Source organism: Roseicyclus amphidinii (assembly GCF_030163755.1).
GTDB lineage: Bacteria > Pseudomonadota > Alphaproteobacteria > Rhodobacterales > Rhodobacteraceae > Roseicyclus > Roseicyclus amphidinii.
Genome location: NZ_JASJOE010000037.1, coordinates 1 through 21,852, shown reverse-complemented (window position 1 = coordinate 21,852; position 21,852 = coordinate 1). Strand labels below are relative to the sequence as shown.

Annotated in this window: 38 protein-coding genes; 2 read left to right on the top strand and 36 right to left on the bottom strand. The window is 65.3% G+C overall.

All coding sequences use genetic code 11. The features are described 5' to 3' along the window. Window positions 1-47: 47 nt before the first annotated feature. The 3 genes from QQK83_RS12820 to QQK83_RS12810 all read right to left on the bottom strand — a co-directional run bounded on the left by QQK83_RS12820 (window position 48) and on the right by QQK83_RS12810 (window position 2,686). Window positions 48-1,364 carry a replication-associated recombination protein A gene (locus tag QQK83_RS12820; protein ID WP_284264808.1) on the bottom strand — a complete coding sequence of 439 codons (1,317 nt, stop codon included), beginning with the start codon at window positions 1,362-1,364 and terminating at the stop codon, window positions 48-50. Window positions 1,365-1,405: 41 nt separating this feature from the next. Then, window positions 1,406-1,993, bottom strand: a complete 588-nt coding sequence (locus QQK83_RS12815; RefSeq protein ID WP_284264806.1) for an acyl-homoserine-lactone synthase — start codon at window positions 1,991-1,993, stop codon at window positions 1,406-1,408. 81 nt (window positions 1,994-2,074) lie between these two features. Beyond that, window positions 2,075-2,686: a helix-turn-helix transcriptional regulator gene (locus tag QQK83_RS12810; protein WP_284264842.1), complete on the bottom strand. Its 612-nt coding sequence runs from the start codon at window positions 2,684-2,686 to the stop codon at window positions 2,075-2,077. Between the two features lie 130 nt (window positions 2,687-2,816). On the opposite strand from QQK83_RS12810, the gene QQK83_RS12805 reads away from it, so the two are divergent. Further along, window positions 2,817-2,954, top strand: a complete 138-nt coding sequence (locus QQK83_RS12805) for a hypothetical protein (RefSeq protein ID WP_284264804.1) — start codon at window positions 2,817-2,819, stop codon at window positions 2,952-2,954. A 97-nt stretch (window positions 2,955-3,051) separates the two neighbouring features. On the opposite strand, the gene rplQ is transcribed toward QQK83_RS12805, so the two are convergent. The 22 genes from rplQ to QQK83_RS12695 form a co-directional block, all read right to left on the bottom strand. Next, entirely contained in the window at window positions 3,052-3,471 is a 420-nt protein-coding gene (rplQ, locus tag QQK83_RS12800) for a 50S ribosomal protein L17 (RefSeq protein ID WP_284264803.1), read from the bottom strand. A gap of 117 nt (window positions 3,472-3,588) precedes the next feature. Continuing rightward, entirely contained in the window at window positions 3,589-4,605 is a 1,017-nt protein-coding gene (locus QQK83_RS12795) for a DNA-directed RNA polymerase subunit alpha (RefSeq protein ID WP_284264802.1), read from the bottom strand. A 112-nt stretch (window positions 4,606-4,717) separates the two neighbouring features. Next, the gene (gene rpsK, locus QQK83_RS12790) at window positions 4,718-5,107 is read right to left on the bottom strand and encodes a 30S ribosomal protein S11 (protein ID WP_284264801.1); all 390 of its coding nucleotides are present in this window, start codon (window positions 5,105-5,107) and stop codon (window positions 4,718-4,720) included. Between the two features lie 15 nt (window positions 5,108-5,122). Next, window positions 5,123-5,491, bottom strand: a complete 369-nt coding sequence (gene rpsM / locus QQK83_RS12785) for a 30S ribosomal protein S13 (RefSeq protein WP_284264800.1) — start codon at window positions 5,489-5,491, stop codon at window positions 5,123-5,125. A gap of 226 nt (window positions 5,492-5,717) precedes the next feature. Beyond that, window positions 5,718-6,290, bottom strand: a complete 573-nt coding sequence (locus tag QQK83_RS12780) for an adenylate kinase (RefSeq protein WP_284264840.1) — start codon at window positions 6,288-6,290, stop codon at window positions 5,718-5,720. 2 nt (window positions 6,291-6,292) lie between these two features. Next, entirely contained in the window at window positions 6,293-7,669 is a 1,377-nt protein-coding gene (secY, locus tag QQK83_RS12775) for a preprotein translocase subunit SecY (protein WP_284264799.1), read from the bottom strand. A 131-nt stretch (window positions 7,670-7,800) separates the two neighbouring features. Then, on the bottom strand, window positions 7,801-8,274 hold the full coding sequence (gene rplO, locus QQK83_RS12770; RefSeq protein WP_284264797.1) for a 50S ribosomal protein L15: 474 nt from the start codon (window positions 8,272-8,274) through the stop codon (window positions 7,801-7,803). A gap of 99 nt (window positions 8,275-8,373) precedes the next feature. Beyond that, on the bottom strand, window positions 8,374-9,093 hold the full coding sequence (locus tag QQK83_RS12765; RefSeq protein ID WP_284264795.1) for a cyclic nucleotide-binding domain-containing protein: 720 nt from the start codon (window positions 9,091-9,093) through the stop codon (window positions 8,374-8,376). Window positions 9,094-9,300: 207 nt separating this feature from the next. Then, a complete protein-coding gene (gene rpmD / locus QQK83_RS12760) occupies window positions 9,301-9,489 on the bottom strand; it encodes a 50S ribosomal protein L30 (protein WP_025311786.1) in 189 nt (62 codons plus the stop codon). A 3-nt stretch (window positions 9,490-9,492) separates the two neighbouring features. Continuing rightward, complete coding sequence (gene rpsE / locus QQK83_RS12755) at window positions 9,493-10,083, bottom strand: 30S ribosomal protein S5 (protein ID WP_284264787.1); 591 nt, start codon at window positions 10,081-10,083, stop codon at window positions 9,493-9,495. Between the two features lie 182 nt (window positions 10,084-10,265). After that, on the bottom strand, window positions 10,266-10,625 hold the full coding sequence (rplR, locus tag QQK83_RS12750) for a 50S ribosomal protein L18 (RefSeq protein WP_284264785.1): 360 nt from the start codon (window positions 10,623-10,625) through the stop codon (window positions 10,266-10,268). A gap of 11 nt (window positions 10,626-10,636) precedes the next feature. Further along, window positions 10,637-11,170 (bottom strand): 50S ribosomal protein L6, encoded by a 534-nt coding sequence (gene rplF, locus QQK83_RS12745; protein WP_284264783.1) that lies wholly within the window; start codon window positions 11,168-11,170, stop codon window positions 10,637-10,639. Between the two features lie 11 nt (window positions 11,171-11,181). Next, window positions 11,182-11,574: a 30S ribosomal protein S8 gene (rpsH, locus tag QQK83_RS12740; RefSeq protein WP_284264782.1), complete on the bottom strand. Its 393-nt coding sequence runs from the start codon at window positions 11,572-11,574 to the stop codon at window positions 11,182-11,184. Window positions 11,575-11,586: 12 nt separating this feature from the next. Next, the gene (rpsN, locus tag QQK83_RS12735) at window positions 11,587-11,892 is read right to left on the bottom strand and encodes a 30S ribosomal protein S14 (protein WP_284264781.1); all 306 of its coding nucleotides are present in this window, start codon (window positions 11,890-11,892) and stop codon (window positions 11,587-11,589) included. A gap of 19 nt (window positions 11,893-11,911) precedes the next feature. Beyond that, complete coding sequence (gene rplE, locus QQK83_RS12730; RefSeq protein WP_284264780.1) at window positions 11,912-12,472, bottom strand: 50S ribosomal protein L5; 561 nt, start codon at window positions 12,470-12,472, stop codon at window positions 11,912-11,914. After that, the gene (rplX, locus tag QQK83_RS12725) at window positions 12,465-12,776 is read right to left on the bottom strand and encodes a 50S ribosomal protein L24 (protein ID WP_284264778.1); all 312 of its coding nucleotides are present in this window, start codon (window positions 12,774-12,776) and stop codon (window positions 12,465-12,467) included. The genes rplE and rplX overlap by 8 nt, the downstream gene beginning before the upstream one ends. Then, the gene (gene rplN / locus QQK83_RS12720) at window positions 12,776-13,144 is read right to left on the bottom strand and encodes a 50S ribosomal protein L14 (protein ID WP_088650278.1); all 369 of its coding nucleotides are present in this window, start codon (window positions 13,142-13,144) and stop codon (window positions 12,776-12,778) included. Before rplN ends, rplX begins: the two co-directional genes overlap by 1 nt. Before the next feature lie 82 nt (window positions 13,145-13,226). Beyond that, window positions 13,227-13,460: a 30S ribosomal protein S17 gene (gene rpsQ / locus QQK83_RS12715; RefSeq protein ID WP_284264773.1), complete on the bottom strand. Its 234-nt coding sequence runs from the start codon at window positions 13,458-13,460 to the stop codon at window positions 13,227-13,229. A 3-nt stretch (window positions 13,461-13,463) separates the two neighbouring features. Next, a complete protein-coding gene (gene rpmC, locus QQK83_RS12710; protein WP_284264770.1) occupies window positions 13,464-13,670 on the bottom strand; it encodes a 50S ribosomal protein L29 in 207 nt (68 codons plus the stop codon). 129 nt (window positions 13,671-13,799) lie between these two features. Beyond that, a complete protein-coding gene (locus QQK83_RS12705; protein WP_284264768.1) occupies window positions 13,800-14,057 on the bottom strand; it encodes a BrnA antitoxin family protein in 258 nt (85 codons plus the stop codon). Next, window positions 14,041-14,313, bottom strand: coding sequence for a BrnT family toxin (locus QQK83_RS12700; RefSeq protein WP_284264767.1), 273 nt, complete (start codon window positions 14,311-14,313; stop codon window positions 14,041-14,043). The genes QQK83_RS12705 and QQK83_RS12700 overlap by 17 nt, the downstream gene beginning before the upstream one ends. 101 nt (window positions 14,314-14,414) lie before the next feature. Beyond that, window positions 14,415-15,035, bottom strand: coding sequence for a TIGR02466 family protein (locus QQK83_RS12695; RefSeq protein ID WP_284264765.1), 621 nt, complete (start codon window positions 15,033-15,035; stop codon window positions 14,415-14,417). A gap of 107 nt (window positions 15,036-15,142) precedes the next feature. On the opposite strand from QQK83_RS12695, the gene QQK83_RS12690 reads away from it, so the two are divergent. Next, window positions 15,143-15,829: a lysozyme family protein gene (locus QQK83_RS12690; RefSeq protein WP_284264763.1), complete on the top strand. Its 687-nt coding sequence runs from the start codon at window positions 15,143-15,145 to the stop codon at window positions 15,827-15,829. Between the two features lie 6 nt (window positions 15,830-15,835). Here the strand turns inward: QQK83_RS12690 and QQK83_RS12685 are convergent, their stop codons facing one another. The 11 genes from QQK83_RS12685 to QQK83_RS12635 form a co-directional block, all read right to left on the bottom strand. Continuing rightward, the gene (locus QQK83_RS12685) at window positions 15,836-16,351 is read right to left on the bottom strand and encodes a P-loop NTPase family protein (protein ID WP_284264761.1); all 516 of its coding nucleotides are present in this window, start codon (window positions 16,349-16,351) and stop codon (window positions 15,836-15,838) included. 87 nt (window positions 16,352-16,438) lie between these two features. After that, on the bottom strand, window positions 16,439-16,852 hold the full coding sequence (gene rplP, locus QQK83_RS12680) for a 50S ribosomal protein L16 (RefSeq protein WP_284264759.1): 414 nt from the start codon (window positions 16,850-16,852) through the stop codon (window positions 16,439-16,441). A gap of 12 nt (window positions 16,853-16,864) precedes the next feature. Continuing rightward, window positions 16,865-17,569 (bottom strand): 30S ribosomal protein S3, encoded by a 705-nt coding sequence (gene rpsC, locus QQK83_RS12675; protein WP_284264758.1) that lies wholly within the window; start codon window positions 17,567-17,569, stop codon window positions 16,865-16,867. After that, window positions 17,569-17,949, bottom strand: a complete 381-nt coding sequence (rplV, locus tag QQK83_RS12670; RefSeq protein ID WP_284264756.1) for a 50S ribosomal protein L22 — start codon at window positions 17,947-17,949, stop codon at window positions 17,569-17,571. The genes rpsC and rplV overlap by 1 nt, the downstream gene beginning before the upstream one ends. A gap of 3 nt (window positions 17,950-17,952) precedes the next feature. After that, window positions 17,953-18,231 carry a 30S ribosomal protein S19 gene (gene rpsS, locus QQK83_RS12665; protein WP_277826010.1) on the bottom strand — a complete coding sequence of 93 codons (279 nt, stop codon included), beginning with the start codon at window positions 18,229-18,231 and terminating at the stop codon, window positions 17,953-17,955. Window positions 18,232-18,234: 3 nt separating this feature from the next. Then, entirely contained in the window at window positions 18,235-19,077 is an 843-nt protein-coding gene (gene rplB, locus QQK83_RS12660; protein ID WP_284264755.1) for a 50S ribosomal protein L2, read from the bottom strand. A gap of 143 nt (window positions 19,078-19,220) precedes the next feature. After that, window positions 19,221-19,517: a 50S ribosomal protein L23 gene (locus QQK83_RS12655; protein WP_284264754.1), complete on the bottom strand. Its 297-nt coding sequence runs from the start codon at window positions 19,515-19,517 to the stop codon at window positions 19,221-19,223. Continuing rightward, window positions 19,514-20,134: a 50S ribosomal protein L4 gene (gene rplD, locus QQK83_RS12650; protein ID WP_284264752.1), complete on the bottom strand. Its 621-nt coding sequence runs from the start codon at window positions 20,132-20,134 to the stop codon at window positions 19,514-19,516. The genes QQK83_RS12655 and rplD overlap by 4 nt, the downstream gene beginning before the upstream one ends. After that, complete coding sequence (rplC, locus tag QQK83_RS12645; RefSeq protein ID WP_284264750.1) at window positions 20,131-20,877, bottom strand: 50S ribosomal protein L3; 747 nt, start codon at window positions 20,875-20,877, stop codon at window positions 20,131-20,133. Before rplC ends, rplD begins: the two co-directional genes overlap by 4 nt. A 14-nt stretch (window positions 20,878-20,891) precedes the next feature. Then, window positions 20,892-21,200 carry a 30S ribosomal protein S10 gene (gene rpsJ / locus QQK83_RS12640; protein WP_109670966.1) on the bottom strand — a complete coding sequence of 103 codons (309 nt, stop codon included), beginning with the start codon at window positions 21,198-21,200 and terminating at the stop codon, window positions 20,892-20,894. 152 nt (window positions 21,201-21,352) lie between these two features. Further along, a partial coding sequence (locus QQK83_RS12635; protein ID WP_284264748.1) for an EF-Tu C-terminal domain-related protein occupies window positions 21,353-21,852 on the bottom strand: 500 nt, incomplete at its 5' end.

The window sequence follows — 21,852 nt, the reverse complement described above, 5'->3', positions numbered from 1 at the left end:
GTTTGGGAAAACTGCAGTTTTGCCATCCGTTTTCCTGCAGGAAAACGCTACCCCTTGCGCTTGGAGCGCAGGCCTTCGAACCACTCGAGGCGCTTTTTCAGATCGCGTTCGTAGCCGCGTTCGACGGGGGCGTAGAAACTGGCGCGCGACATGGTGTCGGGGAAGTAATTCTGCCCCGAGAACCCGTCCTCGGCGTCGTGGTCATAGGCGTAGCCCGCGCCGTAGCCTTGCTCCTTCATCATCTTCGTGGGTGCGTTCAGGATGTGCTTGGGCGGCGGCGCGGATCCAGTCGAACGCGCGCTGGCGCGGGCTGCCTTGTAGGCGACATAGGCCGCGTTCGATTTGGGTGCGAGGGCGAGGTAGAGGACGGCCTGGGCCAGCGCCAGCTCGCCCTCGGGGGAGCCGAGGCGTTCATAGGTGGCCCAGGCATCGAGGCAGTGGCGTTGGGCCGCGGGGTCGGCCAGCCCGATGTCCTCGACTGCCATGCGGGTGATGCGGCGGGCGAGGTAGCGGGGGTCTTCGCCGCCCTCGAGCATCCGGGCGAACCAGTAGAGCGCGGCGTCGGGGTCGGAGCCGCGGACGGATTTGTGCAAGGCCGAGATGAGGTTGTAATGCGCCTCGCCCGACTTGTCGTATTGGGCAGCGCGGCGTTGCAGGCGGGTGGCCAGCTGGTCGCGGGTCAACTGGCCGTCGACTTTCCAGGCGGCCACCTGTTCCACGAGGTTCAGAAGCGCGCGGCCGTCGCCGTCGGCCATCTCGATCAGGGCGGTGCGCGCTTCGGGGCGCAACGGCAGGGGATGGTGAAGCTCGAGTTCCGCGTGGGCGACGAGTTTTTCGAGCGCGTCCTCGTCGAGCCGGTTCAGGACCAGCACCTGAGCGCGCGACAGAAGCGCGGCGTTCAGCTCGAAACTCGGGTTCTCGGTGGTGGCCCCGACAAGGAGGATCGTGCCGTCCTCCATATGCGGCAGGAAGCCGTCCTGTTGCGCCTTGTTGAAGCGGTGGATCTCGTCGACGAAGAGAAGCGTCCCCTGCCCGTTCGCGTGGCGGAGTTTCGCAGCCTCGAACACCTTTCGCAGGTCGGGGACGCCGGTGAAGATCGCGCTGATCTGGACGAAATGCAGGTCGGTTTCCTGCGCCAGCAGGCGGGCGATGGTGGTCTTGCCCACGCCGGGCGGCCCCCAGAGGATGAGGGAGGACATCGCGCCCGCATCCAGCATGATGCGCAGGCTGCCCTCGGGGCCGAGGATATGGTCCTGCCCGATGACATCCTCGAGCCGCGCGGGGCGCAGCCGGTCGGCCAGCGGGCGGGGGCCCTTGGCTGTTTGAGGTTGCCCCGTGGGCGCGGTGTCGAAAAGGTCGGCCATGGGGCCAAGCTATGCGCCCGGCCCCGCGGCGACAATGAGGCTCAGTGCATCTCGGAGGCCATGGAGACGAAGAAGCAGCGGTGCGCCACCCCGCCGATCTTCATCACCGGGCCTGCGGGCCGCATGTCGATGCCGAGGCGGCGGCCGAGCCGCGGGATGGCGATGGGCAGAAGGCCGATCAGGATGTCGGCCCCGAGCGCGCGGGCCGAGCGGACCATGTGGCCCATGAGCGAGAGCTGGACCCGGTGGCGGATCTCGGTCTCGACGCCCTCGGCGACGAAGAGGCGGTTGGCGTCCCAGATGTAATCGGCGATGGGCGCGGGATCGTCGAGCAGGTTGGCCGGGATCGACTCGAGCAGCCCGCGCTGCGCGTCGCGCACCATGTAGGAATAGACCCCGCAGCGCGCGGTGGTGGGCGTGAGCCGCACGCCGGCCAGCACGCGGTCGCCGTCATGGACGCAGACCCAGCGGCTTTGGGCGGTGTCGTACTGGTCGAACTCCATCCCGTCCGCCTGGGGCAGTTCCCAGTGCATCTCCTCGATGAAGGTGCGGTGACGGGCTTTCAGCATGTTGGCGAAAAGCGCGCCGTGCTGGTGCATGTTGGCGAAGGACAGCGTGGTCATTTCCATGGTCGAATCCCCTTTGGTTGGCCGGTTGGTTCAAACGCGGCACCGCGGGGTCGTCCCGGTCGCTCAGCTGTCAGGTCCCGTTCAGATGAATCCGTATTCCTTCGCCCTCTGGACGGCCTCGGCGGTTGTGCGCGCCATCAGTTTCTGGCGGGCGGAGGTGAGGCGTGCCTTGAAGGCGCTTTCGGATATACCCAGACGGGCGGCGGCAGCTGCATGGCGGTCCCCTTCCGCGATGCATTTCAGGGCGTCGGCCTGGGCCGAACTGAGGCGCGCGGGAGGCTCCGACAGGTCGTGCATGCGCTGCACGATCCGGTGGACATGCTCCATCTCGTCATCCGTGAATTCACGGTCCGAGCGCGTGGCGCCGGCAATCGTACGCGAGGACATCGGCCCCATCGAAGCGATCATCCCGTATGTCAGTCCATATCCCGCCGCCTCGGGCAGGATGCCGAAGGGATCGGGCAGGCCGATCTCGGACCAGCGGCGGGTGCCGGTGTGGCTGAGGCCCCAGGCCAGCGTCGGGTCGCGCAGGCCATAGAGCTTGGCGGTATATACTTCCTGCCAGCTGTCGGGGTAGGTGTTCACCATGATGAGCGGCGAGACGTAGCGGATGTGCAGCCCGACCGCGTAGCCACCCGGAGCGGCGAGCGACAGCTCATGCATCAAAAGGTCGAGCACCGGCGCTTTCGTCATCGAACCTGCCCAAAAGGTCATGTCTTTTTAGACAGGTTGCCGGAATCTTGGTCAACCGTATTCTTTTCACGAACAATGAACGGCGAGACGAATGGACGAAAGGATCGATCCGGATCTTTTTGCGCGTCTCATGAGGTTCCACTCATCGGCGCGCAAGGATCTGCTGGAATACATGGGCCAAGGGCCCGTGTCGGTTCCGCCCGTGTTGCGTCGGGCCGCGCCGGTGCCGACGGCGGCACGTCCGGCGGACACCACCGACACGCCCTGAGCCATGGCCAGAAAAAGGAAACGCCCCGGCCGCGTGGCTGGGGCGTTGACTGTCTGCGTGGTCCTGCGACCGACCCGGGCAAGGGTCGGGGCGCGGATCACTCCTCGGCGGCGTCCTCGGCCTCGAGGCGGGCGCGGTCCGCGGCGCCCTTGGCGTCGACGTCGCGGTCCACGAATTCGATGATCGCCATGGGCGCCATGTCACCGTAACGGAAACCGGCCTTCAGGACGCGGACATAGCCGCCCTGACGCTCGGCGTAGCGGGGGCCGAGAACCTCGAACAGCTTGGCGACATGCATGTCCTGCTTGAGCTGCGCCGCGGCCTGGCGGCGGGCGTGCAGGTCGCCGCGCTTGGCGAGCGTGATCAGCTTTTCGACGATCCGGCGCAGGTCTTTCGCCTTGGGCAGGGTCGTCTTGATCTGTTCGTGTTCGATCAGCGAACCGGCCATGTTGGCGAACATCGCCTTGCGGTGTTCATGGGTCCGGTTGAGTTTGCGGTAACCGCTTGCGTGACGCATTGGTCTGTCTCCGTTTGATGCTTTGTCCGGGCTCCGTGCGTTGCGGAACCCTCCTTGTTGGGGCGGAATTGCCCGGGTCGTGCGAAGCGTGCCGGGCGAGAGGCCCGGCCTACCCCGTCAGAAGTTGTCTTCGTATTTCTTGGCCAGGTCCTCGATGTTGTCCGGCGGCCAATCCACGATGTCCATGCCGAGATGCAGGCCCATGCCCGAGAGCACTTCCTTGATCTCGTTCAGCGACTTGCGCCCGAAGTTCGGCGTGCGGAGCATTTCCGCCTCGGTCTTCTGGATCAGGTCGCCGATGTAGACGATGTTGTCGTTCTTCAGGCAGTTGGCAGACCGCACCGACAGTTCCAGCTCGTCCACCTTCTTGAGCAGAAGCGGGTTGAACTCGAGGTCGTCGTCGTCGTCCTGGCGGCTGGCGCTTTCGGGCTCGTCGAAGTTGACGAAGATCGACAGCTGGTCCTGCAGGATGCGCGCGGCATAGGCCACGGCGTCATCGGGGGTGACCGAGCCGTCGGTTTCCAGCTTGAGCGTCAGTTTGTCGTAGTCGAGCACCTGCCCCTCGCGGGTCGGTTGCACGTCGTAGGCGACCTTCTTGACCGGCGAGTAGATCGCGTCGATCGGCATCAGGCCGATGGGCGCATCCTCGGGGCGGTTCTTGTCGGCCGAGACGTAGCCCTTCCCGGTGTTGACGGTCAGCTCCATGTAGAGATCGGCGCCGTCGTCGAGGTGGCAGATCACGTGATCCTTGTTCAGAACCTCGATGCCCGCGCTTTCCGAGATGTCACCGGCGGTGACGACCTTGGGGCCCTTGGCCGAGATCGACACGCGCTTGGGGCCGTCGGCCTCCATGCGGATGGCGACGCCCTTGAGGTTCAGGACGATGTCGGTCACGTCTTCACGCACACCGGCGACGCTGGAGAACTCGTGCAGCACGCCGTCGATCTGGACCGAGGTGATGGCCGCGCCCTGGAGCGAGGACATCAGCACGCGGCGCAGCGCGTTGCCGAGCGTCAGGCCGAAGCCGCGCTCGAGCGGCTCTGCCACGACCGTCGCCTTCTTGGCGGGGTCGGTGCCGGGCTGAACGACCAGTTGGGTCGGTTTGATCAGCTCTTGCCAATTCTTGTGGATCATGCGTCGCCTCCATTCTTGTGGCGGGGGGATCCATCCCGGCCACGCTCGAGGATCAAATGACGTCGGCGGGCCCCGCGCATCGCACGGGCCCGCCGGAGTAAACCGTTAAGCCTCAAACGCGGCGGCGCTTGGGCGGACGGCAGCCGTTGTGGGCAATCGGCGTCACGTCGCGGATCGACGTGATCTGAAAGCCGCAGGCGGCCAGCGCGCGCAGCGCGGACTCGCGGCCGGAGCCGGGGCCCTGCACCTCGACCTCGAGGGTCTTGACGCCGTGTTCCTGTGCCTTCTTGCCGGCGTCTTCGGCGGCCATCTGGGCGGCGAAGGGGGTCGACTTGCGGCTGCCCTTGAAACCCATCGTGCCGGCGGACGACCAGGAGATCGCGTTGCCCTGCACGTCGGAGATCAGGATCTTGGTGTTGTTGAACGAGGAGTTCACATGAGCAACGCCGGCGGCGATGTTCTTGGAAACCTTGCGCTTGGCGGGACGACGATCGCGTGCCATTGAACCAGCCCTCCCTTACTTCTTCTTGCCGGCGATGGCCTTTGCGGGGCCCTTGCGCGTGCGTGCGTTGGTGTGGGTGCGCTGGCCGCGCACGGGCAGGTTGCGACGATGACGCAGGCCGCGGTAGCAGCCGAGGTCCATCAGGCGCTTGATGTTCATCTGCGTCTCGCGGCGCAGGTCACCCTCGACGGTGAAGTTGGCGTCGATATGCTCGCGGATCTGGAGCACTTCGGCATCCGACAGCTCGTTGACGCGGCGGGTCTGGTCGATGCCGACGGCGTCGCAGATCTGCTTGGCGGAGGTGTGGCCGATGCCGGTGATATAGGTGAGCGCGATCGGAACGCGCTTGGCGGTGGGGATGTTGACCCCTGCGATACGTGCCAAGGTGATCTTGTCCTTATCGTTGCGAGCCCGTAGCGCCAGGCCCTTTTTTCACAACAAGGGCCCTTGGCCGGTCTGGCCGAAGGACCCGGATTTCAGGTCGAAGGGCAAGCAGAAAAACCCACTGCGCCCGTCATGATTCCACGAGGGAAGCCGCCGTTTAGGCCGAATTCACCGGGGCGTCAAGGGCGACCGCCCCGGCTGTCAAGCAAAATCGCCGATGCGCCGATCAATCGAGGATCGCGGCGATCTGGGCTTCGACCGTGTCGATGTCGGCCAGCCCGTCCACACCGCGGAGCAGGCCCTTGGCGTGGTAGTAGCCGATCAGCGGCGAGGTCTGCTTGTAATAGGCCATGAGCCGGGTCTTGAGGCTTTCGGCGTTGTCGTCGGCGCGCACGGGTTGCCCCGCGGCGCGGGCCTGTTCGGCGCGGCCGACGATGCGGTCGACGAGGATCTCGTCGTTCACCTGCAGCTCGATGGCGGCGTGAAGCGACTGACCCGTTTCCTCCATCAGGGCGGCCAGCGCGTCGGCCTGCGCCAGCGTGCGGGGGAAGCCGTCGAAGATGAAGCCGGAGCCGCCCTGCGCGAGTTTCTCGCGGATCAGGCCGATGACGATCTCGTCGGTGACGAGCTGGCCCTTGGCCATGACCTCGGCGACGATCTTGCCCATTTCGGTGCCCGAGGCCTGCGCCTCACGCAGCATGTCGCCGGTGGAGAGCTGGACCATGCCACGCGCCTCGACGAGGCGGGCGGCCTGGGTGCCCTTGCCCGCGCCGGGCGGGCCGAGAAGGATTATGTTCACGCTCATCTCCGGGACGGGGCCTTGCGGGGTTTGCGCGCGCCCGACTTGGAGCCGCGGCCGCGCAGCTGCGACTTCTCGATCAGGCCCTCGTACTGGTGGGCGAGAAGGTGGCTCTGGATCTGCTGGACGGTGTCCATGCCGACCGACACGATGATCAGGATCGAGGTGCCGCCGAAGTATGCGGTGATCGCCAGCTGGGTGCGCACCATCTCGGGCATCAGGCAGACGAAGGCGAGATAGGCCGAGCCGAGCACGAGGATGCGGTTGACCACGTATTCGAGATACTCGGAGGTCTTCTTGCCGGGCCGGATGCCGGGGATGAAACCGTTCTGGTTCTTCAGGTTGTCGGCGACGTCATCCGTCTTGAAGGACACGTTCAGCGTATAGAAATACGTGAAGAAGACGATCATCGAGGCGAAGAACAGCAGGTAGAGCGGCTGGCCGGGGCCGAAATTGGCCAGGATCCAGCCCATCACCGGGCCGGAGCTTTCGCCGCCCGAGAAGGTCGTGAGCGTGGTCGGCAGCAGCAGGAGCGACGAGGCGAAGATCGCGGGGATCACGCCCGCCGGGTTCACCTTGACCGGCAGGTGGCTGGAGCCGCCGTCATAGACCTTCATCCCCACCTGGCGGCGCGGATATTGGATATGGATCTTGCGCAGGCTGCGCTCCATGAACACGACGAAGAACAGCGTGCCGATCAGCATGGCGATGACGCCGAGGATCGCGGGCGTGGTCAGCGCGCCGGAGCGGCCCGATTCGAAGAACTGCGCCAGCGCCGCGGGGATTTCCGCGATGATGCCGACGAAGATGATCAGCGAGATGCCGTTGCCGATGCCGCGCTGGGTGATCTGCTCGCCCAGCCACATCAGGAACATGGTGCCGCCGACCAGCGTGATGACGCAAGCCGCGCGGAAGAACCAGCCGGGATCGGAGGCGAGGCCGCCCGATTCCATGCTGACCGCAAGGCCGTAGGCCTGCGCGGTGGCCAGAACCACGGTGCCGTAGCGGGTATACTGGTTGAGCTTCTTGCGGCCCTGTTCACCCTCTTTCTTCAGCTGCTCGAGCGCGGGCACCATGGCCGACATGAGCTGCACGATGATCGAGGCCGAAATGTAGGGCATGATCCCGAGGGCGAAGACGCCCATGCGCGAGAGCGCGCCGCCGGTGAACATGTTGAGCACGCCGCCAAGGCCCGCCGCCGCCTGATCGAAGAAGGCGCGCAATTCGACGCCGTCGATGCCGGGCACGGGGATATAGGTGCCGATGCGGTAGATGATCAGAAGACCGAGGGTGAACCAGATCCGTTGACGCAGTTCGGTGGCTTTACCGAACGCGCCCCAGCTCATGTTCGCGGCCATTTGCTCCGCTGCTGATGCCATGCCGCCTCTCTCATGCGCGATGCGCCGCGGGACCGTTCGAGCGATCCAGCGGCGCGCAATTCCTGACGTGATATGTAGGCGGTGCCGTCACCGCCCACAAGCGACGGGGGGCCGCAGCCCCCCGGTCTGTCTCATTCCGCCGCGGCAGCCTGTGCCGTCTTGAGCGACCCGCCGGCCTTTTCGACCGCCTCGACGGCCGCTTTCGACGCGCCGGTCACGGTGATGTTCAGCTTGGCGGCAACATCGCCCTTGGCCAGCACGCGCACGCCATCGAGCTTGCGGCGCACGAGGCCGGATGCAACCAGCGCGTCCTCGGTGATCTCGGCGGAGGCGTCGAGCTTACCGGCTTCGACGAATTTCTGGATCAGGCCCAGGTTCACCACCGCGAATTCCTTGCGGTTCGGCTTGTTGAAGCCGCGCTTGGGAAGACGCTGGTAGAGCGGCATCTGGCCGCCCTCATAGGCGTTGATCGCAACGCCCGAGCGCGATTTCTGGCCCTTGATACCACGGCCGGCCATCTTGCCCTTGCCCGAGCCGGGGCCACGGCCCACGCGCTTGGATTTCTTCGCGGCACCGGGGTTGTCGCGCAGTTCATGCAGTTTCATGTCGCTTCTCCTTTGCCGGAACTGCCCCCGAAGCGAGATGGGCAGACGCGGCCTGACGATGATGTTCGGGGCCCGCCGAGACGGCGGACCACCGCGTGCCTATACCGGCGTTGCGGGCGCACCGCAAGGGTCGGTCGCCGGTTCCTGCGCTATCGGGTGCGAGGTGGCCACCTTGATCGCAAGGTCGATGTTGAGCTGCGCCATGAGCGCATTTGCAAGGGCCGGCCTGCGTGTGATGAGGCGCTTGAGGTCTTCGGTCTGCCACGTGAGAAAGCGCGCGCCGGGCGCGAGCGTCACGGTCGCGGTCGCGGGCGCGCCGGTGAGGAACGCGAGTTCACCCACGAAACCGGTGCGGCTGAGGGTCACGACATGATCGCCCTTGCGGATGATGGTCTGCCCCTCTTGGACGAAATGCAGATGGGCGACCGGCGCGCCCTCGGTGGTCAGGCGGGTGTCGGCCATGGCCTGTTGCAGGTTGGCCAGCCGCATCAGGGACCGGAACTGTCCGGGCGTGAGGCGGTCGAAGTGCGGGTAGATGAGGCGCTGCGCAGTCGAGAGAAACACCGCGGAACGTTCGGCCAGCACGATGGCGATCATCCCGAGATTGACCGCGGCAAGCAGCCCGTTGGTCACGATCGCATCCCAGAGCGGGGGCTCGGCGACGAGGTAGTAATAGGCGAGGTACAGCAGGCTGGCGGTCAGCATCAGGCCACGCCACTTCAGTTCGTCGCGGGCGGTGAACCCCAGCAGCTTGAAGGCAAAGGCGAGATAGACAAGCGCCGCGACCGGGCCGGAGCCGAGGTAATCCCAGAAAGCCAAATTTCCCCCTGACGGCGCACATCGGAGCCAAACCGGGCCTTGCGCATCGTCGACAGGCTACCCACGAATGGCATCGGGATGAAACGGTTTCAGCCCGCGGCGCGTGCCGCGGCCACCAGGGATGCCGCCAAAAGCGACACGCCCCGGACGGGTCCGGGGCGTGCGCGTGTGTCGGGGTGGTCGATGCGGGCCAAGGCCCGCCGCGCGTCAGCCGCGCTCTTCGACGATTTCCACCAGATGCGGGATCTTGTTGATCATGCCGCGGACCGAGGGGGTATCCTCGAGTTCACGGGTCTTGTGCATCTTGTTCAGGCCGAGGCCGATCAGCGTCTTGCGCTGGATCTCGGGGCGACGGATCGGGCTTCCGATCTGCTTGACGACGATGGTCTTTGCCATGGATCAGGCCTCCTCGGCGATCTGCGACGAGTCCTGCGGCGCGTCATCGCGCTTGGGCAGGATGTCGGCCACCTTCTTGCCACGGCGCGCGGCGACCTGGCGGGGCGAGGTCTCGTTGCGCAGGCCGTCGAGCGTGGCGCGGATCATGTTGTACGGGTTCTGCGACCCGGTCGACTTGGCGACCACGTCCTTGATGCCGAGCATCTCGAACACGGCGCGCATCGGACCACCGGCGATGATCCCGGTGCCTTCCGGTGCGGTGCGCATCACGACCTTGCCCGCGCCATGGTGGCCGCGGATGTCGTGGTGCAGGGTGCGGCCCTCTTTCAGGGGGACGCGGATGAGCTGGCGCTTGGCCTGCTCGGTCGCCTTGCGGATCGCCTCGGGGACCTCCTTGGCCTTGCCCTTGCCGAAGCCGACGCGGCCGCGCTGGTCGCCGACGACCACGAGGGCCGCGAAGCCGAAGCGCTTGCCGCCCTTCACGGTCTTGGAGACCCGGTTGATCGCCACCAGGCGGTCGGCGAATTCGGGGGTTTCCTCGCGCTCTTCGCGGCGACGGCCCCGGCCCCGGTCTCTTTGTTCACGTTCTGCCATGTGGCATGTCCTTCGATCTGCTGGCGCCGCGAAGCGCCGTTTCTTGGTCAACCGCGGTGAACCAGGGGTTCCCCGGTCATCGAGGCGGCCCGAAGGCCGCCTGCGCATGTCGGTGCCGCAAGGCGGGTTTCACCCACCCGACGGGCGCTCTGGCGCAGGGTGGGTGAACCCCACCCGCCGCGTCAGAAGTTCAGACCGCCTTCGCGGGCTGCATCGGCCAGCGCCTTGACGCGACCGTGGAACAGGTAACCACCCCGGTCGAAGTAGACATCGGCGATGCCTGCCTTCTTGGCGCGCTCGGCAATCGCGGCGCCCACCTTTGCGGCGGCCTCCACGTTGTTCTTGCCGACAAGACCCAGGTCCTTCTCGAGCGTCGAGGCGGAGGCCAGAGTGACCCCGTTCGCGTCGTCGATCAGCTGGACGCTGATGTTCTTGTTGGAGCGATGGACCGTCAGGCGCGGACGCCCGTTGGCCATCTTCCGCAGTTGGTTCCGGTTGCGCAGGCGGCGCTTCTGGAACAGCTCTCTTTTGCTCAGTGCCATTGTGCCAGCCCTTACTTCTTCTTGCCTTCCTTGCGGAAGATATACTCACCCTTGTAGCGGATGCCCTTGCCCTTGTAGGGCTCGGGCGCGCGCCACTCGCGGATGTTCGCAGCCACCTGGCCGACCAGCTGCTGGTCGGTGCCCTCGATCACCACTTCGGTGTTCTTGGGCGTGGTGACGGTGACGCCCGCCGGGATCTCGAAATCGACGTCGTGGCTGTAGCCAAGCGACAGTTTCAGAACGTTGCCCTGAGCGTTGGCGCGGTAACCCACACCCTGGATCTCGAGCTCTTTCTTGAAACCGTCGGTGACGCCGGTCACCAGGTTCTGCACCATCGTGCGGGACATGCCCCACTGCTGGCGCGCCCGCTTGGACTTGCCGCGCGGCGTGACCGACACGGCGTTATCCTCGACGGTGACGGTGACATCGTCGGTTGCGGTGAAGCTGCGGGCACCCTTGGGGCCCTTGATCTCGACCGTCTGCCCGGAGACGGAGGCCGAAACCCCCGACGGCAGCTCGACCGGTCGCTTTCCAATACGAGACATTGCCAAACTCCTCAGAAGACGGTGCAGAGCACTTCGCCGCCAACGTTGTGCGCCCGGGCGGTCGCATCGGTCATCACGCCCTTGGACGTGGAGACGATGGAGACACCCAGGCCCTGGCGGACCTGCGGAATGTTGTCGACGCCGAGATAGACGCGGCGGCCGGGCTTGGAGACGCGCTTGAGCTCACGGATCACCGGAACGCCTTCGTAGTACTTCAGGCTGATCTCGAAGGCCGGGTGGCCGTTCTTGCCGGTGGTGGCCTCGTAGCCGCGGATATAGCCCTCGTCGGCCAGCACATCCAGAACGCGGGCGCGCTGCTTGGAGGCGGGGGTCTCGACCGTGGACTTGCCACGCATCTGCGCATTGCGGATGCGGGTCAGCATATCGCCGATAGGATCATTCATCGGACGCTCTCCTTACCAGCTCGACTTGACCATGCCGGGGATCTGGCCCTTCGAGGCCAGGTCACGCAGCATGATCCGCGACATCTTCAGCTTGCGGTAATACGCCTTGGGGCGCCCGGTGAGCTGGCAGCGGTTGTGAAGCCGGGTGGGGGAAGAATTGCGCGGCAGCTTCGCCAGTTTCAGGCGGGCCTTGAAGCGCTCTTCCATCGGCTTCGATTCATCGGTTGCGATCTCTTTCAGCGCGGCACGCTTGGCGGCGTATTGGGCCACCAGCTTCTGACGCTTGAGTTCGCGTTGCACCATGGAAACTTTTGCCATGTGTCTCTCTCCTCTCGCGTCAGGCGTTGAAGGGCATGTTGAAGTGCTTCAGAAGCGACTTCGCCTCGGCATCGGTGGCCGCGTTGGTCACCATGATGATGTCGAGCCCCCAGACCTCGTCGACCTTGTCGAAATTGATCTCGGGGAACACGATGTGCTCCTTGACGCCCATGGCGAAGTTGCCGCGGCCGTCGAAGGCCGGTTTCACGCCACGGAAGTCGCGGATGCGAGGCATCGCAACCGTGATCAGACGGTCGAGGAAGTCATACATGCGGTCGCCGCGGAGCGTGACCTTGGCGCCGAGCGTCATGCCTTCGCGGACGCGGAAGCCTGCGATCGACTTCTTGGCCATGGTGGCCACGGCCTGCTGGCCGGCGATGGCGGTCAGATCCTCGACGGCGGCCTTGGCCTTCTTCGAGTCGCGGACCGATTCAGCGCCGCAGCCGATGTTCAGAACGATCTTTTCCAGACGCGGGATCTGCATGTCGTTCTTGTAGCCGAACTCTTCCTTGAGCGCGGGCTTGATCGTCTCGCGGTAGAGCGACTTGAGGCGCGGGGTGTAAGTGGCGGTATCAAGCATCGATCACGTCCCCCGTGGTCTTGGCGACACGCACCTTCTTGCCGTCTTCGATCTTGAAGCCGACGCGGGTGGGTTTGCCGTTTGCATCCAGCAGCGCGAGGTTCGAGATCGCGATCGGCATCGCCTGCGGGATGCGGCCGCCCTGGCTCGACTGGCTCTGCTTGGTGTGGCGGATGGCGATGTTCACGCCGTCGACGATGGCCTTGCCGTCCGCGGGCATGACGCGGGTGATCTCACCCTGCTTGCCCTTGTCCTTGCCGGCCAGCACGACGACCTTGTCGCCTTTCTTGAGCTTGGCAGCCATTACAGCACCTCCGGCGCGAGCGAGATGATCTTCATGAAGTTCTTCGCGCGCAGCTCACGAACGACCGGCCCGAAGATACGGGTGCCGACCGGCTCGTTGTTGTTGTTGAGGATGACGGCGGCGTTGCGGTCGAAGCGGATGGCGGTGCCATCTTCGCGGCGCACTTCCTTGGCGGTGCGCACGACGACGGCCTTGCGGACGTCACCCTTCTTCACGCGGCCACGCGGAATTGCCTCTTTCACCGACACCACGATGATGTCGCCGACCGAGGCGTATTTCCGCTTGGAGCCACCCAGGACCTTGATGCACTGAACTTTCCGGGCACCCGAATTGTCAGCAACATCCAGATTGGTCTGCATCTGGATCATTTGGTTTCTCCCGACGTCCCGGACCGGCGCGGTGGCACATGGGTCCGGGGGTTTCGATCAAACCGGGGTGTGACAGGGCGCGTCAGACGCGCTCGATCACCTCCCAGCGCTTGGATTTGGACTTGGGCGCACATTCCTGAATACGGACGGTCTCGCCGACCTTGTATTCGTTGTTCTCGTCATGCGCGCGGTACTTCTTGGACTTCCGGATCGTCTTTTGCAGAACCGGGTGCTTGAAGCGACGCTCGACCGAGATGGTCACGGTCTGTGCGTTGGCGTCCGAAGTGACGGTGCCTTGCAGGATACGCTTGGGCATTTCTTACGCCTCCGACGCGGCCTGCGCCGCCTTTTCGTTGAGGATCGTCAGCACGCGCGCGGTGTCGCGCTTGACGGTGCGCATGCGCGCGGTGTTATCCAGCTGGCCGGTGGCCTGCTGGAAGCGGAGGTTGAAGGCCTCCTTCTTGAGCTGGGTCAGCTGATCACGCAGCTGATCCGGCGTCTTCTCACGAAGTTCGCTGGCGTTCATCGCCTTGGTCCTTTCAACATCACGGGGACGCCCCTGCGCGCAGAGTCACGCCGATTCCCGTGGAGGTCGGTGAATAGAGGGCGCGGATAGGCGCTTTTGGCCGGGATGGCAAGCACAAAAGGCCCCGGGTCAGAGGCCCACCGCCTTCCTGAGCGCCGCGTTGATCCGCGTCTGCCAGCCCCGCCCTTCGGCCTTGAAGGCCTCCACCACGTCCGCGTCCAGCCTGAGCGTCACCTGCAGCTTGGGGTTCAACGCCTTGGGGCGACCGGATTGGACGGGGGTCTTGGCGATGATCTCCTGCCAATAGGGCGTCGACATGTCCGGCAGATCGTCATCCGGCGCGCTTGCGCGGTCGAAACGACCCTGCCCTTCAGCGAAGCCGGGCACCATATCGTTTTTCCTCCCGCTCATTGGCTTTCCTCAAACTGATGATGCGGACGCCATCCGCGCGCGGTGTCCATGCGAAGGCCACAAGCCGCCCGGCGAGATATCCGAATGTCACCCATCGGTCTTCGCCGTAGTCATGCCGTCGGTCCTCGAACGTCGGATGCAGCCCTTCGAAGACCTTGGCCGCATCGGCCATGTCCAGACCGCGCACGGCCAGCGTCCGCGCCCGCTTGTCGGGGTCGAAGGTGACCTTCACTTTCTGTAACTACAATAAACGCCCATGCCCGTCCATCGCAACACGCGGGATGGCGGCATGTTTCGCAGGACATGGTTAACAGGGGGTGAAGGCCGCGCCCCTCACTCCCACCGGTAGTTGAAGCTCACGCTCACCCGGTCTTCCTCGTCCATGTTCATGGGCACCTCGTGGCGCAGCCACGACTCCCACAGCAGCACGTCGCCGTCCTGCGGGCCGGGGTAGATGAAGGCGCGCAGCTCCTCGCGCGCGTCCTTGCGACGGTTGGGGGCGGCCATCATCATCGCGTGGCGCGGATCTTCCAGCTTGATCGACCGCGCGCCGGGCGGCACCTGCACGTAGGTCGTGCCGGAAATCACGGAATGGGGGTGGATGTGGCTGGTGTGGATGCCGCCCTCGGGCAGGATGTTGATCCAGATGTCCTCCAGCACAAGCTTGCGGCCCTCGAGGTCGAACTCGAGGTCCTCGGCGAAGGCCGCGACATGGGCGTCGAGCGCCTTGACCAGCCCCTCGAAGATCGGGAAGCGCCAGGGCAGATCGGTCAGCGAGGCATAGGAGGTGTAGCCGGGATAGCCGTGTTCCTCGCACCAGTCCTGCCCGGCCTCGTCATCCTCGGCGATGGAAAAACACGAGGCGTGCAGTTCCTCGGCATCCACGGGGGGGCCGAGTTCCGCGAGTTTCGCGTGGTAGAGGCGGGTGACGAAGAGAGAGCGGATGTTGGCCATGGCGCGGTTCTAGGGCCGCGCGCGATCCGCCGCAACGGCAATGGTTTGGAAACCTTTCGACGTTAGGCCCGACGCGGTGAAAGGATGGGCCGCGGATGCCGGGACGGATGATCTTGGGGGTTTTTCTTTGGCTGGCGCTTGGCGCCCCCCTGCTGGCCGAGGTTCGGCCGCTGGCGGGCGGCGCGGAGCCGCTCATGACGCGCTCCGTCGGGGTGGCGCGTGGGTCTTCGGCATCGCTCTTTTCAGACGGTGCGCATTTCCTTGCACGCGCGCCGCCGCTGTCCGATGGCCCGGTTCCCTTGCGCGCGCCGCAAGGCGAGGTGGCGCAGCTGCTCGAGCTGATCGCAAGGGCCGAGGCGGGCGCGGCGGGTCATGATGCCGTCCAGCATGGTGCGCGCATCCCGCCGCCGCGTGCGCCCACGGCGATGACGCTGGGCGAGATCCACCAGTGGATCGCGGCGACACCGGGGCAGCCCCATGCCATCGGGCGATACCAGTTCATCCCCCCTACCCTGCGCCGCGTCGCGGCGGAGGCGGGGTTCAGCCCCGGCACGCGGTTCACGCCCGAGGTTCAGGATGCCCTCGCCCTCATCTTGCTGGAGGAGGCCGGCCTGACCGCCTTTCGGGACGGCACGCTTGACCGGCGCAGCTTCATGGCGCGGCTCGCACGGATCTGGGCGGGGCTGCCTTTACCGAACGGTCGGTCCCATTACGAGGGGCAGGCGGGCAACCGGGCGACGATGAGCTGGCAGGCCTTCGAAGGGGGCATGGCGCGGATTTGGCCCGCAGGGTGACGCGGTTCAGCCGCGGCTTCCGTCGAGGCGGAGCTCGGCAAGCTCGGCCACGTCGGTGACGCGCAGGACGGTCGTATCCTCGGCACAGGCATCGACCAGCGCACGCCATTTCGGCATGTAGTCGCGGTCGATCGTCCAGACGAACTCGAAAAGATCGCGCGTGGAGGGCGGCGTGTCATGGCCGCCGGGGCGCAGCTCCAGCTCCCCCCTGCTCCAGGCCGCCTGACGCTCGGCCATCAGCCAGTAATTCTGCCACAGCGGGATGTCGCAAAAGATGACATGGGTCGCGCGGTCGAGGCGTTCGGCCAGACCGTCCAGGCGGCCGGGGCCGTCCATGATCCATCGTTCCCCCGCGATCACCGCGTCATGCGCCGCGCGGTAGGTGGCAGCTGCGACCAGCGTCCAGTCGGCGTTCCATTGCAGCCGGTCCACCTCGTGCAGGGGCAGGCCATGCGCCTCGGCAAGGCGCTTGGCCAAGGTGGATTTGCCACTGCCGGCGTTCCCGAGAATAGCGATGCGCATGGCGGCCTCCGTTCCATGGACCCCGGCAAAAAAGAAGCCCCGCCAGAGCGGCGGGGCTTCGATGTCGTCGTCGCTCGGGGCGCGCGATTACCAGTCTTCGCGCATCACGGTGCGGGTCTTGATCGGCAGCTTCATCGCAGCAAGGCGCAGGGCCTCACGGGCGATCTGTTCGCTGACGCCGTCGATCTCGAACATGATCCGGCCCGGCTTGACCTTGCAGGCCCAGTAATCGACCGAACCCTTGCCCTTACCCATACGCACTTCGACGGGCTTGGAGGTCACCGGGGTGTCGGGGAAGATCCGGATCCAGACCCGGCCCTGACGCTTCATGTGACGCGTCATGGCCCGGCGGGCGGCTTCGATCTGACGCGCGGTGACGCGTTCGGGCTGGAGCGCCTTGAGGCCGAAGGTGCCGAAGTTCAGGTCAGACCCGCCCTTCGACTCGCCGCTGATGCGGCCCTTGTGCATCTTGCGGAACTTGGTGCGCTTTGGTTGCAGCATCTCTCAAACTCCTCAGCGGTCGCGGCGCGGGCGCGGGGCCCCGCCTTCCTGAAGCTCCGCATGGCGACGGTCACGAGCCGACGGATCGTGCTCCATGATTTCGCCTTTGAAGATCCAGACCTTGATGCCGATGATGCCGTAGGGCGTGGAAGCCTCGGCATGGGCGTAGTCGATGTCGGCCCGCAGCGTGTGCAGCGGAACGCGGCCCTCGCGGTACCATTCGGTCCGGGCGATCTCGGCGCCGCCGAGGCGGCCCGCGACGTTGACCCGGATGCCGAGGGCACCCATGCGCATGGCGTTCTGCACGGCACGCTTCATGGCGCGACGGAACGACACCCGGCGCTCGAGCTGCTGGGCGATGGACTCGCCGACGAGCTGCGCGTCCAGTTCCGGCTTGCGGACCTCGACGATGTTCAGGTGCAGCTCGCTGTCGGTCATCGCCGCCAGCTTCTTGCGCAGGGTTTCGATATCGGCGCCCTTCTTGCCGATGATCACGCCCGGACGCGCGGTGTGGATGGTCACGCGGCACTTGCGGTGCGGACGCTCGATGATGACCTTCGAGACGCCGGCCTGCTTGCACTCCTCCTCGATGAACTCGCGGATCTTGAGATCCTCGAGCAGGAGGTTGCCGTAGTCCTTGGTGTCGGCATACCAGCGGCTGTCCCAGGTGCGGTTGACCTGAAGACGCATGCCGATCGGGTTTACTTTATGTCCCATCAGGCAGTCTCCTCGACCTGGCGAACCTTGATGGTCAGCTCAGAAAACGGCTTCTGGATGCGGCCGAAACGGCCACGGGCGCGCGGACGCCCACGCTTCATCACCAGGTTCTTGCCGACCCAGGCTTCGGCGACGACCAGTTCGTCGACGTCGAGGCCGTGGTTGTTCTCGGCATTGGCGATGGCGGACTGAAGACACTTCTTCACGTCCTGCGCGATCCGCTTCTTCGAGAAGGTCAGGTCGCTCAGCGCCTTTTCGACCTTCTTGCCGCGGATCAGGCCGGCGACCAGGTTCAGCTTCTGCGGGCTGGTCTTCAGCATGCGCAGCTTGGCCATCGCCTCGTTGTCCGCCACGCGGCGGGGATTCTTATCCTTGCCCATGGCTTACTTCCTCTTGGCTTTCTTGTCGGCCGCGTGACCGTAATAGGTGCGCGTCGGCGAATATTCCCCGAACTTCTGGCCGATCATGTCCTCGGTGACGTTCACCGGAACATGCTTCTGACCATTGTAGACCCCGAAGGTGAGGCCCACGAACTGGGGAAGGATGGTGGAGCGGCGCGACCAGATCTTGATGACCTCGTTGCGGCCCGACTCGCGGGCTTTCTCGGCCTTCTTGAGGACATAGCTGTCGACAAAAGGACCTTTCCAGACGGAACGCGACATGGATCAGCGTCCTTTCTTCTTGGCGTGACGCGAGCGGATGATCAGCTTCTGCGACGCCTTGTTCTTGTTCCGGGTCCGACGGCCCTTGGTGTCCTTGCCCCAGGGCGTGACCGGCGTACGGCCACCCGAGGTGCGACCCTCACCACCACCATGCGGGTGGTCGATCGGGTTCATGGCGACACCGCGGACGCTCGGACGCTTGCCCATGTGACGGACGCGACCGGCCTTGCCGAGGTTCTGGTTCGAGTTGTCGGGGTTCGAGACCGCGCCAACCGTCGCCATGCACTCCTGCCGCACGAGGCGAAGCTCGCCCGAGGACAGGCGGATCTGCGCGTAGCCGCCGTCACGACCGACGAACTGGGCGTAGGTGCCCGCGGCGCGTGCGATCTGGCCGCCCTTGCCGGGCTTGAGTTCGATGTTGTGGACGATCGTGCCGATCGGCATGCCCGAGAAGGGCATCGCGTTACCGGGCTTGATGTCGGCCTTGGCCGAGGCCACGATCTTGTCACCGATACCCAGGCGCTGCGGCGCGAGGATATAGGCCTGCTCGCCGTCATTGTACTGGATCAGCGCGATGAAGGCGGTGCGGTTGGGGTCGTATTCGATCCGCACGACGATGCCGTCGACATCGAACTTCCTGCGCTTGAAATCGACGATGCGATAGAGACGCTTTGCGCCACCGCCGCGGCGGAATGCCGTGATCCGTCCGGTATTGTTCCGGCCACCCGACTTCGTCAGACCCTCGGTGAGGGCCTTGACGGGGCGACCTTTCCAAAGCTCCGAACGGTCGATCAGCACCAGCCCGCGCTGGCCCGGCGTCGTCGGCTTGTACGACTTGAGTGCCATGCTTTCTGTCTTCCGTTTGCTTGGCGGACCTGCGTGTCAGCGACGCGCAAGCCCTGATGTTGAAGGGCCCCGAAGGTCCCCGGTTTGGATTTCAAAAACGACGGCCCCGGATGGTGCCGGGGCCGTGCGGATGCCGCGATCTATTAGAGACCGGTCGACACGTCAATGGTGTTGCCCTCTTCGAGGGTCACGTAGGCCTTTTTCACGTCCTTCCGGCGGCCGAGCTGGCCCCGGAAGCGCTTCTGCTTGCCCTTGGTGATGGTCGTGTTCACGGCCTTCACCTTGACGCCGAAGAGTTCCTCGACGGCTTGCTTGATCTGCGGCTTGTTCGCGTCGATCGCCACTTCGAAGACCACGGCGCCATTCTCGGAGGCCATGGTGGATTTCTCGGTGATGATCGGCTTGCGGATCACGTCGTAATGTGCGGCGGTCGCGGTCATTGCAGGCGGGCCTCCAGTGCTTCGAGACCGGCCTTGGTGATCACCAGGGTGTCCCGCTTGAGGATATCGTAGACGTTTGCGCCCATCGACGGCAGCACATCGAGACCTTCGATGTTGCGTGCGGCCATGGCGAAGTTCTCGTCCACGGTGGCGCCGTCGATGATCAGCGCGCGCTTCCAGCCGAGGTTCTTCACCTGCTTGGCCAGTGCACTGGTCTTGGGCGCGTCGAGAGCTGCGGCTTCGATCACGACGAGGTTGCCCTCGGCGGCCTTGGCCGACAGCGCGTGCTTCAGGCCCAGCTTGCGAAATTTCTTCGGCAGGTCATGGGCGTGGCTGCGGGGCGTCGGACCCTTGTAGACGCCACCCTTGCGGAAGATCGGCGCGTTGCGGTCGCCGTGGCGTGCGCCGCCGGTGCCCTTCTGCTTGTAGATCTTCTTGGTCGAGTAGCTGGTTTCCGAGCGGGTCTTGACCTTGTGGGTGCCCTGCTGCGCCTTGTTGCGCTGCCAGCGGACCACGCGGTGCAGGATGTCGGCACGCGGTTCCAGGCCGAAGATGTCTTCGCCCAGATCGATCGAGCCGGCGTTGCCGCCGTCCAGGTTGATCACGTCGATTTTCATGCCTCACCGTCCTTCTTCTCGGCGTCCTCGGCAGGTGCCTCGGTTGCGGCTGCGTCTTGCGCGGCGGCGGATTTCAGCGCCGCGGGCAGGATCGCGTTCTCGGGGAAGGGCTTTTTGACCGCATCCTTGACGGTCACCCAACCACCCTTGGAGCCGGGGACGGCACCCTTGATCATGATCAGGCCACGGTCGCTGTCCGTGCGGACGACCTGCAGATTCTGCGTGGTCACCCGTGCGGCACCCATGTGGCCGGCCATCTTCTTGCCCTTGAACACGCGGCCCGGGTCCTGACACTGACCGGTGGAGCCGTGCGAACGGTGGCTGATCGACACACCGTGCGAGGCGCGCAGACCGCCGAAGTTGTGCCGCTTCATGGCACCGGCGAAGCCCTTGCCGATCGAGGTGCCCGTCACGTCTACGAACTGACCCTCGAAATAATGGTCGGCGACGATTTCCTCACCGACGTTCAGCAGGTTCTCGGGGTCGACGCGGAACTCGACGAGCTTCCGCTTGGGTTCGACCGAGGCCTTGGCGAAATGGCCGCGCATCGGCGCGGTGACGCGCTTGACCTTGGCGGTGCCTGCGCCGAGCTGAACGGCCGAGTAGCCGTCCTTGTCCGCGGTCCGCTGGGCCACGACCTGCAGCTTGTCGAGCTGAAGCACGGTGACAGGGATCTGCCGACCGTCTTCCATGAACAGCCGGGTCATGCCCAGCTTCTTCGCTATGATACCAGAGCGCAACATTGATCAGCCCTCCCTTACACCTTGATCTCGACATCCACGCCGGCGGCGAGGTCGAGCTTCATCAGCGCGTCCACCGTCTGCGGGGTCGGATCGACGATGTCGAGCAGGCGCTTGTGGGTGCGGATCTCCCACTGGTCGCGCGACTTCTTGTCGATGTGGGGGCCACGGAGAACCGTGAACTTCTCGATCTTGTTGGGCAGCGGGATCGGCCCGCGGACCTGCGCGCCCGTGCGCTTCGCGGTGTTCACGATCTCCGCGGTGGAGGCATCGAGAACCCGGTAGTCGAACGCCTTGAGGCGGATCCGGATGTTCTGGCTGGCAATCGCCATGTCTTTTTCCTTTCAGTTGAGAGGAGGGCGCCCCGATATGGGCCGACCCCTCGTCGAACCGGTTTCGTTTTCCCCGCCCTCGTGGCGAGTGGGGAAGGCCGCGAGCTATCCCGCGGCCTTCCCGATTGCAAGAGGATCGTTGCCGATCACTCGATGATTTTCGACACCACGCCTGCGCCGACGGTGCGGCCGCCTTCGCGGATGGCGAAGCGCAGGCCGTCTTCCATGGCGATCGGAGCGATCAGCTCGACCGTGAACTTCAGGTTGTCGCCGGGCATCACCATCTCGGTGCCCTCGGGCAGCTCAACCGTGCCGGTCACGTCCGTCGTGCGGAAGTAGAACTGCGGGCGGTAGTTGGCGAAGAACGGCGTGTGACGACCACCCTCTTCCTTGGTCAGGATGTAGGCCTCGGCCTCGAACTTCGTGTGCGGCTTCACCGAACCGGGCTTGCACAGCACCTGGCCACGCTCCACAGCGTCACGGTCGATGCCGCGCAGCAGCGCGCCGATGTTGTCGCCCGCCTCACCGCGGTCCAAGAGCTTGCGGAACATCTCGACGCCCGTGCAGGTCGTCTTCTGCGTGTCCTTGATGCCCACGATCTCCAGTTCGTCGCCCACGTTCACCACGCCACGCTCGACGCGGCCGG

Bases quoted from the DNA above. Each gene is read 5' to 3' on its own strand.
- QQK83_RS12820 (WP_284264808.1), bottom strand. From the start codon at position 1,364: ATGGCCGACCTTTTCGACACCGCGCCCACGGGGCAACCTCAAACAGCC.
- QQK83_RS12815 (WP_284264806.1), bottom strand. From the start codon at position 1,993: ATGGAAATGACCACGCTGTCCTTCGCCAACATGCACCAGCACGGCGCG.
- QQK83_RS12810 (WP_284264842.1), bottom strand. From the start codon at position 2,686: ATGACGAAAGCGCCGGTGCTCGACCTTTTGATGCATGAGCTGTCGCTC.
- QQK83_RS12805 (WP_284264804.1), top strand. From the start codon at position 2,817: ATGAGGTTCCACTCATCGGCGCGCAAGGATCTGCTGGAATACATGGGC.
- rplQ (WP_284264803.1), bottom strand. From the start codon at position 3,471: ATGCGTCACGCAAGCGGTTACCGCAAACTCAACCGGACCCATGAACAC.
- QQK83_RS12795 (WP_284264802.1), bottom strand. From the start codon at position 4,605: ATGATCCACAAGAATTGGCAAGAGCTGATCAAACCGACCCAACTGGTC.
- rpsK (WP_284264801.1), bottom strand. From the start codon at position 5,107: ATGGCACGCGATCGTCGTCCCGCCAAGCGCAAGGTTTCCAAGAACATC.
- secY (WP_284264799.1), bottom strand. From the start codon at position 7,669: ATGGCATCAGCAGCGGAGCAAATGGCCGCGAACATGAGCTGGGGCGCG.
- rplO (WP_284264797.1), bottom strand. From the start codon at position 8,274: ATGAAACTGCATGAACTGCGCGACAACCCCGGTGCCGCGAAGAAATCC.
- rpmD (WP_025311786.1), bottom strand. From the start codon at position 9,489: ATGGCAAAGACCATCGTCGTCAAGCAGATCGGAAGCCCGATCCGTCGC.
- rpsE (WP_284264787.1), bottom strand. From the start codon at position 10,083: ATGGCAGAACGTGAACAAAGAGACCGGGGCCGGGGCCGTCGCCGCGAA.
- rplR (WP_284264785.1), bottom strand. From the start codon at position 10,625: ATGGCACTGAGCAAAAGAGAGCTGTTCCAGAAGCGCCGCCTGCGCAAC.
- rplF (WP_284264783.1), bottom strand. From the start codon at position 11,170: ATGTCTCGTATTGGAAAGCGACCGGTCGAGCTGCCGTCGGGGGTTTCG.
- rpsH (WP_284264782.1), bottom strand. From the start codon at position 11,574: ATGAATGATCCTATCGGCGATATGCTGACCCGCATCCGCAATGCGCAG.
- rpsN (WP_284264781.1), bottom strand. From the start codon at position 11,892: ATGGCAAAAGTTTCCATGGTGCAACGCGAACTCAAGCGTCAGAAGCTG.
- rplE (WP_284264780.1), bottom strand. From the start codon at position 12,472: ATGCTTGATACCGCCACTTACACCCCGCGCCTCAAGTCGCTCTACCGC.
- rplX (WP_284264778.1), bottom strand. From the start codon at position 12,776: ATGGCTGCCAAGCTCAAGAAAGGCGACAAGGTCGTCGTGCTGGCCGGC.
- rplN (WP_088650278.1), bottom strand. From the start codon at position 13,144: ATGATCCAGATGCAGACCAATCTGGATGTTGCTGACAATTCGGGTGCC.
- rpsQ (WP_284264773.1), bottom strand. From the start codon at position 13,460: ATGCCCAAGCGTATCCTGCAAGGCACCGTCACTTCGGACGCCAACGCA.
- rpmC (WP_284264770.1), bottom strand. From the start codon at position 13,670: ATGAACGCCAGCGAACTTCGTGAGAAGACGCCGGATCAGCTGCGTGAT.
- QQK83_RS12695 (WP_284264765.1), bottom strand. From the start codon at position 15,035: ATGGCCAACATCCGCTCTCTCTTCGTCACCCGCCTCTACCACGCGAAA.
- QQK83_RS12690 (WP_284264763.1), top strand. From the start codon at position 15,143: ATGATCTTGGGGGTTTTTCTTTGGCTGGCGCTTGGCGCCCCCCTGCTG.
- QQK83_RS12685 (WP_284264761.1), bottom strand. From the start codon at position 16,351: ATGCGCATCGCTATTCTCGGGAACGCCGGCAGTGGCAAATCCACCTTG.
- rplP (WP_284264759.1), bottom strand. From the start codon at position 16,852: ATGCTGCAACCAAAGCGCACCAAGTTCCGCAAGATGCACAAGGGCCGC.
- rpsC (WP_284264758.1), bottom strand. From the start codon at position 17,569: ATGGGACATAAAGTAAACCCGATCGGCATGCGTCTTCAGGTCAACCGC.
- rplV (WP_284264756.1), bottom strand. From the start codon at position 17,949: ATGGGCAAGGATAAGAATCCCCGCCGCGTGGCGGACAACGAGGCGATG.
- rpsS (WP_277826010.1), bottom strand. From the start codon at position 18,231: ATGTCGCGTTCCGTCTGGAAAGGTCCTTTTGTCGACAGCTATGTCCTC.
- rplB (WP_284264755.1), bottom strand. From the start codon at position 19,077: ATGGCACTCAAGTCGTACAAGCCGACGACGCCGGGCCAGCGCGGGCTG.
- QQK83_RS12655 (WP_284264754.1), bottom strand. From the start codon at position 19,517: ATGACCGCGACCGCCGCACATTACGACGTGATCCGCAAGCCGATCATC.
- rplD (WP_284264752.1), bottom strand. From the start codon at position 20,134: ATGAAAATCGACGTGATCAACCTGGACGGCGGCAACGCCGGCTCGATC.
- rplC (WP_284264750.1), bottom strand. From the start codon at position 20,877: ATGTTGCGCTCTGGTATCATAGCGAAGAAGCTGGGCATGACCCGGCTG.